This window comes from Actinomycetota bacterium (assembly GCA_030682655.1).
Lineage (GTDB): Bacteria > Actinomycetota > Coriobacteriia > Anaerosomatales > JAUXNU01 > JAUXNU01.
On record JAUXNU010000039.1, the window covers coordinates 1 to 3,001 of the forward strand.

The 3,001-nt window shown below is 62.7% G+C and carries 5 protein-coding genes; all 5 read left to right on the plus strand.

Translation table 11 applies throughout. From position 1 onward, the window contains the following. Positions 1 to 436, plus strand: a 436-nt coding sequence (locus Q8K99_02120; protein ID MDP2181351.1) for a hypothetical protein, incomplete at its 5' end; no start/stop codon positions are given. After that, positions 426 to 707, plus strand: a complete 282-nt coding sequence (locus Q8K99_02125) for a hypothetical protein (GenBank protein ID MDP2181352.1) — start codon at positions 426 to 428, stop codon at positions 705 to 707. The genes Q8K99_02120 and Q8K99_02125, both read left to right, overlap by 11 nt. A 132-nt stretch (positions 708 to 839) precedes the next feature. Further along, positions 840 to 1,415, plus strand: coding sequence for a plasmid pRiA4b ORF-3 family protein (locus Q8K99_02130; protein ID MDP2181353.1), 576 nt, complete (start codon positions 840 to 842; stop codon positions 1,413 to 1,415). A 249-nt stretch (positions 1,416 to 1,664) separates the two neighbouring features. Then, positions 1,665 to 2,735 carry a virulence RhuM family protein gene (locus Q8K99_02135; protein MDP2181354.1) on the plus strand — a complete coding sequence of 357 codons (1,071 nt, stop codon included), beginning with the start codon at positions 1,665 to 1,667 and terminating at the stop codon, positions 2,733 to 2,735. Between the two features lie 15 nt (positions 2,736 to 2,750). After that, positions 2,751 to 2,894 (plus strand): hypothetical protein, encoded by a 144-nt coding sequence (locus tag Q8K99_02140; protein MDP2181355.1) that lies wholly within the window; start codon positions 2,751 to 2,753, stop codon positions 2,892 to 2,894. Positions 2,895 to 3,001: the final 107 nt, after the last annotated feature.

A 3,001-nucleotide genomic window follows, 5' to 3' on the forward strand; every position in this document is an offset into this window, starting at 1 on the left:
CGCGAGACCCGACGTCATCGACGATCTCGTTGAGAACCACTACGAGCCCGTGCAGGTCACTGGCGTCTTCACGCTCGACGAGAATGACCACCCCGTCAAGCTCACTGACGTCTCCGCGGTTGAGACTGTCGATCTGTCTCCGTTGACGATCGACGCCGTGGTTCTTGAGGGGCAACTGCTTGTGCCAAGTCCGCCCCTTGTGCTCACGCCTGCTCTTGATCCTGAGACGAAGCAGGTTCTCCTTGCGTCGGACGAGGGCCTCGGTCTTTCAGCCGCTGCCCCCACTCGTGACCAGCTGTACGAGGAGCTCGTGGACGAGATCGCGTTCGTTTGGGAGGCCTATGCGCTTGAGGATGATGAGATCCTGTCGCCCGCAGCGGCCGAACTGAAGAAGCGGCTCTTGGAGAGGTTCCAGGTGAGCCGCGATGGCGTGTAGGGACAAGCGAGCAATCGAGGAGGCACTGAACGACAAGGGGTTCCGACCCCATGACAACGACCACAAGCGTTTCATCTACTGGACATTCGAGGGGCGGAAGACACCCGTTCATACGAAGACCAGCTACTCGCATCGTGACATCGGCGGAGAGCTCCTCAGCAAGATGGCTCGGCAATGCAAACTGAGCACGAAGGACTTCCTCGATCTCATCGACTGCCCGCTGACCCGTGAGGTCTACGAGAAGAAACTGCTGGAAGTCGGGGTGATATAGCATGGCCGCCGCAGGGCAGCGGGGCTTCGCCACGTGAGCAAGGAGAGATGAGCAACCCCACTAGCCAACCCCAACCCATTACCGTATTCGACTTCGCCCGGAATACGCATCGACCAAGGAGACGAACCGGCTATGCGCACCTTCGACCTACACGTCACGCTCCAAGACATCGACCCGCCAGTGTGGCGACTGGTCAGGGTGCCCGACACGCTCACGCTGGCGGGGCTTCACGCCACCATCCAGGCGGCCTTCGGGTGGCAGGACTGCCATCTGCACTCCTTCGAGACGGAGCGTGCCCGGTACGAGCCGGCGGCGGGCCGCCACCACATGGATCCGGCGCTTCCCGAGGAGGGCACGACGCTCGCCGACCTCGCCCACGCCGGAGTAAGGGAGTGGGACTATCTCTACGACTTCGGTGATGATTGGCTGCACACGATCCGCATCGAAGAGACGCATGAGGCCGAGGAAAGCGACCAAGTCGTGCCCCTCGTGCTCGCCGGAGAACGGGCCTGTCCGCCTGAGGACTGCGGTGGGCCCTATGGATACGAAGCGCTGCTCGAGACGCTGGCCGACCCAGAAGCGGAGGATCACGCCGAGTCTGCCGCATGGGCCGCGACCCGGCCGGACAGGCCCTTTGATCCGGAGGCGTTCGACATAGCTGCGACCAACGTCTGGATGCTCACGGCGGTCGACCCTCATCTCCGGTAGCCACCAGCGGCTACGGCAGCATTGCGGGGTGTGAACCAAGGGCCGCTCAAGGGAAGCTGGGTCAGCGCACTTCTGCAACCGGGCCGGACCACGAGGAGACAGGAACGTCAAAAGCAGTCAAAGGCGAGGCTTCCGGCCGTCTCGCTGTCTCTGGCGCAGGGGTCTGCTGAGCAGAGGGGACGAAGCCCGATTGCCAGAGTGTCAGTGTGACGCGCTACCCTGAGCGCAGGGAACTCGAGAGGGGCGATCGTGGTTGATGACGACACTGACGGCCTGGTTCACGCTGGCAGCCAAGTCCTGATCTACGCGGACGGGGCGTCGCAACTTCAAGTACGTCTTGACGGCGAGACCGCGTGGCTTACGCAGCGGCAGATCGCTGAGCTGTATCAGATTTCGGTGAAGACCGCGAACGAGCATCTCATGAACATCTACGCGGAGGCCGAGCTGACCACAGGCGCAACTATCCGGAGATTCCGGATAGTTCAGCGCGAAGGCGCCCGGGAGGTCTCCCGCGAACTCGATCACTACAACCTCGAGGCGATCCTCGCTGTCGGATACCGGGTGCGCTCGAACCGCGGAACTCAGTTCCGCCAATGGGCGACGACGCGCCTCGCAGAGCTGCTCGTCAAGGGCTTCACCATGGACGATGAGCGCATCAAGGCCGGTCGGACGCTAGGCCAGGACTACTTTGATGAACTCCTGACACGCATCCGGGACATCCGCTCCAGCGAACGCATGTTCTACCAGAAAGTCACGGACATCTACGCGACGAGCATCGACTACGACACTAGCTCCGAGACCACGTTGCGGTTCTTCCAAGCGGTTCAGAACAAGATGCATTGGGCCGCTCACGGGCATACGGCCGCCGAGGTGGTCGCCTCGCGCGCCGACGCCGACCAGCCAAACATGGGCCTCACGAGCTGGAAGAACGCGCCGGAAGGTTCCATTCGAAAGAGCGACGTGACCGTCGCGAAGAACTACCTCCAGCAGGACGAGATCGAGGCCCTCAACCTGATCGTCTCGGCGTACTTGGACTTCGCGGAGTTGCAGGCGCGCAGCCGTCGGCCCATGCACATGGCGGACTGGATCGCGAAGCTCGACGACTTCCTGCGGTTGAGTGAGCGCGACGTTCTCGGCAGCGCCGGCAGCATCTCGCACGCGCTCGCCGAAGAGCACGCTCTTGCGGAGTATGAGCGACTCAGGGGGGCGCGTCGGGCGCTTGAAGACGGCGAGCCCAGCGACTTCGACCGTTTCGTCGAGACCGCAAAGAGCCTCGACACGCACTCGGAAGACGACGCCGCTTCAGGGGATGAGACGTAGCGCGAAGGAGCAACCATGTCTGAACTCTCCCTATTCGACGGTGACAACAACCTCACGCCGCGGGCGGAGGCGTTCGGCGGAGAGGTCGACCCGGCCGCGTACTGGCAGCAGCAGAGGATCCGAGAACCCCATGAGGATGGAAGATGTCGCCTAACCTGAGCTTCCGGGAGTTCATCGAGCGCGTCGAGAGCCGAGTTGACGGCTACTCGATCGAGACCCTGCGGGAGATAGTGCTCGACTGGGCCAAGCACACGCCTCCCAAGAAG